General features: G+C 39.4%; 5 protein-coding genes. 2 read left to right on the top strand and 3 right to left on the bottom strand.

From position 1 onward, the window contains the following. Positions 1 to 36: 36 nt before the first annotated feature. The 3 genes from nadB to FJR37_RS25210 form a co-directional block, all read right to left on the bottom strand. Complete coding sequence (gene nadB, locus FJR37_RS25200; RefSeq protein ID WP_168467430.1) at positions 37 to 1,710, bottom strand: L-aspartate oxidase; 1,674 nt, start codon at positions 1,708 to 1,710, stop codon at positions 37 to 39. 207 nt (positions 1,711 to 1,917) lie between these two features. Further along, positions 1,918 to 2,346: a photosystem II complex extrinsic protein PsbU gene (gene psbU / locus FJR37_RS25205; protein ID WP_168467431.1), complete on the bottom strand. Its 429-nt coding sequence runs from the start codon at positions 2,344 to 2,346 to the stop codon at positions 1,918 to 1,920. 293 nt (positions 2,347 to 2,639) lie between these two features. Continuing rightward, the gene (locus tag FJR37_RS25210; RefSeq protein ID WP_039204623.1) at positions 2,640 to 3,371 is read right to left on the bottom strand and encodes a DUF3120 domain-containing protein; all 732 of its coding nucleotides are present in this window, start codon (positions 3,369 to 3,371) and stop codon (positions 2,640 to 2,642) included. A gap of 775 nt (positions 3,372 to 4,146) precedes the next feature. On the opposite strand from FJR37_RS25210, the gene FJR37_RS25215 reads away from it, so the two are divergent. Both FJR37_RS25215 and FJR37_RS25220 read left to right on the top strand, forming a co-directional pair. After that, a complete protein-coding gene (locus tag FJR37_RS25215; RefSeq protein WP_168467432.1) occupies positions 4,147 to 5,070 on the top strand; it encodes an undecaprenyl-diphosphate phosphatase in 924 nt (307 codons plus the stop codon). Positions 5,071 to 5,214: 144 nt separating this feature from the next. Then, a complete protein-coding gene (locus FJR37_RS25220; protein WP_168467433.1) occupies positions 5,215 to 6,546 on the top strand; it encodes a TIGR03279 family radical SAM protein in 1,332 nt (443 codons plus the stop codon). The last annotated feature ends 39 nt before the right edge of the window (positions 6,547 to 6,585 follow it).

A 6,585-nucleotide genomic window follows, 5' to 3' on the forward strand; every position in this document is an offset into this window, starting at 1 on the left:
TTTTCAAACAACCTCTCAGAGGTTGAATGAACAAGTCTAGTTTATTACCCACCATTCCTGATTTTGAACAAGAGTATGAACTTGCCAATTAGGATCAGTTTGAGGATAATCTAAACGGTAATGTCCACCTCGGCTTTCAGTTCTAAAAACCGCACTTTTAAGAATTAATTCGGCAATATCTAATAAATTACGAGTTTCTGCCCAAAGCCGTAATTCTTTTTCAATTTGTGGTTGTTGAAAATTAACTGATTGTGTTGGTTTTAAACTCAATAATAATTGACTTAAAGGCAAAGCAGCAAAGTCTTCTTGCCAAGATGCAACTTGAGAAATGGCAGTTTCTAAACTTGATTTTTCTCGACAAATACCTGCACTTTGCCAAACTACACGGGGTAAGTTTTTGCGAATTTCTGCTAATTGTCTTTGTTGATTTTCCCACTCGATTAGAGATGGGTTAACTGCCAAACTTTCAGTTTCAATAATATTAGCAGATTCCTGTTTTCCCAGTTGCAATTTTTCATAGTCAACATTAGCCATTTGCGCCCCAAACACAATACATTCCAACAACGAATTACTGGCTAAACGATTAGCACCATGTACCCCCGTACTGGCAGTTTCTCCAATGGCATATAAACCGGGAATATTCGTGGCATTCATGACATCTGTGAGAATACCACCCATCCAATAATGGGCAGCAGGTGACACAGGAATGGGTTGAGTAAAGACATCAATGCCCCAATGTTGACAAACATTGATGATATTCGGGAAACGATGGCGAATTTTGTCAGCGGGAATGGGGCGCATATCTAACCAGACATTCGCTGTAGCCATATCAGCAGCCGTTTTTTGTAAATGACTGAAAATAGCTCGACTGACCACATCACGGGGTGCTAGTTCCCCTGCTGGGTGGTAATCAAAGGCAAAACGTCGCCCGGTGTCATCCACCAAATGCGCCCCTTCTCCACGCACAGCTTCACTAATCAGGAAACGTCCTGGTTTACTTAGGGCTGTGGGGTGAAACTGGACAAATTCTAAATCCCGCAGAATTGCCCCTGCCCGCCAAGCGATCGCTACACCATCACCTGTACTCACTGCTGGGTTAGTGGTTTGGGCAAATACTTGACCACCGCCACCAGTAGCTAAAATGACAGCCCCGGCTCTAATCCAAGTAATTTTCCCTTGATAAAATAGGCTAGTTCCCAAACATTGACCGGTTTGGGGTTCTATCCATAAACTCAAAGCCAAGGCTTGCTGAATGACTTTGATATTCTCACGACGCAGGACTTGATCTGTGAGGGTGGTGGTAACTTCCCTACCTGTGGTATCGGCTGCATGAAGCACGCGAGGACGAGAATGGGCTGCTTCTAGGGTTAAAGCCAAGTTACTGTCATGACGATCAAAAGCTACGCCCAGGTCAACCAGGGACTGAATACAACTGGGGGCTTGTTCGGCTAGGAATTTGACAGCGGCGATATCACATAAACCAGCCCCTGCTTTTAATGTGTCTTCAATATGCAGTTTTGGCGAATCTTCTGGGGCTACAGCTGCGGCTATGCCACCTTGCGCCCAATCACTGGCAGAGAGTGAGACTGTTTCTTTAGTAATTAAGCCGACTCGTAAGGATGTGGGTAGACATAGGGCTGTATATAGTCCTGCTGCACCGGCACCGACTACTAAAACATCGAATTGGTTAGGAATATTTATATCGGGCAAGGTATAACTATGATTTTTGTGATTTGGATGATTTTTGGGATTTACAGCCAGGAATAGGGAACAAGGTATAACTATGATTTTTGTGATTTGGATGATTTTTGGGATTTACAGCCCAAAATTTAAAATCTAAACTTCGGGTATGGGTAATTGGGAATATGTTTTCAATTCCCAGTCCCCAGTCCCCAGTCCCCAATCCCCAATCCTTAGTTATCTGTAGATACCGTTGTTAATGCGATCGTCGCCTTCGTTGAAGTTAGGCTCCAATTCTGTCACGGTGAAGTTGACAAAGTTAGCTTGCAAACGTTCTTTTTGGCTATCGCTCAATCCTGGTAGATTTAATACATCTTCTACTTTTTCGTAGGGAGCATTAGCGATGATCTTTTTCGCCAATGTAGGATACAGTCCTGGATATTGTTGGAAAGCAGCGATATTGGTATTGTTCAAATCAATTTTCTTCCCAAAATCTGTTGCCAGTTTCTGATCTGCTTTGTTTTGACGAGCGATCGCTAAAACTGGAACTTGATTTCCCAGAAAGCTATTGAAACTAACAGCTTGGGCTGTCTGGGTAGTTCCCAGTATTCCCCAGCAACCTAGCAACAATGTAAACACAGTAAATAAACGCACCAATCCTTTCACGATTTTTACCTCTTTTTTTCCAGGAATAATAAAATTTTGCAGCCAAAAGCTATGAACTGTAGGGCATAAGCCGGAAGTTTAAGGGTGTTAGAGCAGTTTCTTTTCTAACTTGATCCTAGCTTCTTCATGGTTTAAGCTTGAGAGCTTGCACAACAGTCATCAAAAACTAATATACAGCGTATCAATATCCATAATATTTACGACTATTTGGTTTGATTTGACTTTTGCCAAAAATCTGACCTCATAGCACCTTTGCGCCCATTTTTCGGTGTTTACCTGAATTGATGGGAATTTCACGCCAGGACTGCTGCTAACAAGAAGAGACTGTCTACTAGAATTGTACTCAAAACCGCCCCCCCAAAGGCATACCAATGGGATTGCTTATGGAGTAAAGAGACTGTTCCTACTGTCATCAGCATCAGGGCAAGAATGACTGCCCAGCCTTCTCCCCAAGGGGTTTGGACTTGTGCTAGGGCATTTTGTAAGATTTGTGAAGCACCTGATGGATCTGTTCTCATAATTTGTCGCCAATAAGGCATTAAATCCACCAAATAAAAATAAATATCGGTTAAAACCGTTCCTAGTAAAGAACCGAGGTAAAACCAATTGCCAACCTTACCCCAATTTTTCGCTAAACACCAGACAGCAAAAGGTAATCCTAATGCTTCTATTGGTATATGCCAGATTGGTTCATATCTTAACCAACCCCAATAAATCGCTCCTGTTAACCAGGTCCAGCTAAAGCCAAAGAGTAAATCTCCCCACAAGTAGGTTTGCGAACGTGACATTAATCTCATACTGATCCATACCCAAAAGCTTGTCATTAATACACTAAGAATGGGAGAAGATCGCACCAATGGAGCTTCTATGAACACTGGTACTGATACTAAGAATACTGATGCTAAAAATATTAACCAATTTTGTCGGGAAGATAGGAAATTTGGTAAATGAGGATTTTTCAGGCTGTGATTGATATCTACAGCCTGGTTAGTAGCTGTATAGGCAGAAAATGTATGATTAATCAAAGTTTTTAATATTTGTTACTAAACTTTACTTATCTTCAGAATATCATAACTGAAAATCCCCCAGGGGGGCATCTTGATTATACATGAAATTTATTTATAGAGGTATGCAGTCAAGCCGCAAAGGAATATGACCATGACCTTGGCTAAGTTTTCAGAAGTGATCACTTTGGCGACTTGGTATTGATAAATCACCAGATTAATCAGAGAAATTGCGAATTTTGTGATTGAATTATAAGTTATTTGTATAGGATTCTAGTAAAAAAGGACTTTCTCAATTATGGGGGGTCTATTCTCATGATTATTGAGAATATTATCAATAATCAAACGAGTTTTGGTGATTTCAGCTAGGGGGCTTGACAGTGTTCCGAGTTTTTGGTATGCTCGTGGTATGCGTGGAAAAATGTGCGCCCATATATATAGAGTTTTTATTCATCAAGATAATAATTTCCTAAATAGATCCCAAAAGCAGAGAAATAACAAAATAATATTTGTCCATTTAATTGTCAGAATCAGGATATCCAGGATTTAAGGATTTACAGGATTTTTGTGATGTGGGAATCTCCCGCAAAATATCTTCTCCCACTCTTCACGAATTTCTTCTAAACTTGGAAAGTCGTCTTTCCAGGTTTCAGCAAGTGAATAAACAAGTTTTGTCCAATAAATCTGGTTTAAAGAATTATTGACATTTATAGGATTTTGTTTAAAAAGACTGACTACCACCAAGTAAAGTCGGATAGTTTGCTATAATTACGCATTGATTTTGGGAGTCTGGTTAATGAAAACAATTTTAGAGTTAAATAGTATAGATTTACTATTATCACAACTGTTACAGGTAGGAGCGCCTAGCGAAGTAGCTAGTCAAGTTGATTTGGTTCAAGGAGTAATCCAGGCATTTATTTTAGGAATTGTGCAAGGAATTACCGAGTTTTTACCAATTAGTAGCACGGCACATTTAATCATTGTAACTAAGGTATTTGGTTGGAAAGAACTTGGTTCTAAAGATTTTGTTGATGCTATTCAATTTGGGAGTGTAATTGCCATTTTGTGGTATTTTTGGGCTGTAATTTCTGGTTTGGTGAAAGGTGCAATTACAGCTTTTCAAACTAAAGACTGGGAAAGTGAAGATGGGAAAATTGTTGTGGGGATTGCTGTGGGGACAATTCCGGCTTTAACTATTGGATTTTTATTAAAAGATGTAATTCCTGAAAGTTCCTTGATTATTGCGATTATGTCGGTAATTATGGCGATGCTGCTAGGTTTAGCGGAAAAATTTGGAACTCGTAAACGAGGTTTCGATGCTTTGGAAATTCGAGATGGTATTCTGGTAGGATTAGGACAAACTTTAGCTTTAGTTCCGGGAGTTTCTCGTTCTGGTTCAACTTTAACTACTGGGTTATTTTTGGGGTTAGAAAGAGAAGCAGCCGCGAAATTTTCTTTTTTGTTGGGGTTTCCCACTTTGACGATTGCGACTTTATATAAAAGTTTGAAAATCTTCAAAATGTTTCAATCTGGAGAATTACCAAATAATATTGTAATTCTGTTAGTTGTTGGCATTGTTTCTACCTTTATTTTCTCTTATTTATCAATTGCTTTTTTAATTAAATACTTGCAAACTAAAAATACGTTGGTTTTTGTTTGGTATAGATTAGCTTTTGGTGTTTCTATTTTATTAGCGATCGCTGCCGGTTGGCCAGGATAACTCTGTTATGTAAGAATTCAGGAGTCAGGAGAATGTAGAAGTTTTCAATTCCCTATTCCCTATTCCCTGTTCCCTGTTCCCTGTTCCCTGTTCCCTATTCCCTGTTCCCTGTTCCCTGTTCCCTGTTCCCTGTTCCCTGTTCCCATGACTACCATTCAACCTGCTAAAATTACCAAGGTGCTGCCTGACTCAATTGCGGAGGAAATTGGCTTTACAGCCGGTGATGCGATTGTGGCTATTAATGGCACACAACCCCGTGATTTAATTGATTATCAATTTTTATGTGCTGATGAAATTCTCGAATTAGAAGTTTTAGATGCGACGGGGAAAACCCATCATGTCGAAATTGAAAAGGATTATGATGATGATTTAGGACTGGAATTTGCTACAGCTTTATTTGATGGGTTGATTCAGTGTAATAACCGTTGTCCCTTTTGCTTTATTGATCAACAACCACCAGGAAAACGAACTAGTTTATATTTAAAAGATGATGATTATCGCCTAAGCTTTTTATATGGTTCTTATCTAACTTTAACGAATTTAACCGCGAGAGAATGGCAAAGAATTGAACAAATGCGGTTATCACCTCTCTATGTTTCCGTGCATTCCACGGAACCAGATGTGAGAATTAGACTTTTAAAAAATAATCGTGCCGGGGAAATATTATCACAAATTAAATGGTTTCAAGAACGAAGATTGCAAATTCATGCTCAAGTTGTTGTCTGTCCTGGTATAAATGATGGTGAACATTTAGAGAGGACATTGCGGGATTTAACATCTTTTCATACTGGAGAATTACCAACGGTAGCATCAATAGCAGTTGTCCCGGTGGGTTTGACGCGGTTTCGTCCCCAGGAAGATGAACTCACACCTGTGACGCGGGAAAAAGCCCAAGAGGTAATCTATCAAGTTAAATTACTCTCCCAGGAATTTCGCCAAGAATATAATTCTAGTGTCGTCTGGTTAGCTGATGAATGGTTTTTAATTGCTGGGGAGGAATTACCTACTGAAGCTGAATATGAAGAATATCCGCAAATTGATAATGGTGTAGGTTCAATTCGCTTATTTATTAAACAGTTTACCCAAACTGCAACTGAGTTATTACCACCAAAAATTACCAATCAACGCAGATTAACTTGGGTTGTCGGTAATGCAGTGGAAACAGCATTTCAACCCTTGGTAGAACAGTTAAATACTGTCACGGGTTTAGAAGTGAATATGCGAGCTTTATCTAGCGATTATTGGGGACAAAGTATCAGTGTGACTGGTTTATTAACCGGACATGATTTACTTTTAAACTTAAAAGGGCAAGATTTAGGAGAGGGAATTTTATTACCTAGCGTCATGCTGAAGCATGGAGAATTGGTATTTTTAGATGATATGACGGTTGCAGAAGTATCTCAAAAATTAAATGTCAGTATTTTCCCTGTAGCGGGAGTTGAGGAATTAATCAATACTTGTCTTCAAGCGGACTAATAATTAGGCTTTGCTGAAAAAGTTATCTGTGAGGGCTAG

This window comes from Aphanizomenon sp. UHCC 0183, from assembly GCF_009712065.1.
Classification (GTDB): Bacteria; Cyanobacteriota; Cyanobacteriia; order Cyanobacteriales; family Nostocaceae; genus Dolichospermum; species Dolichospermum heterosporum.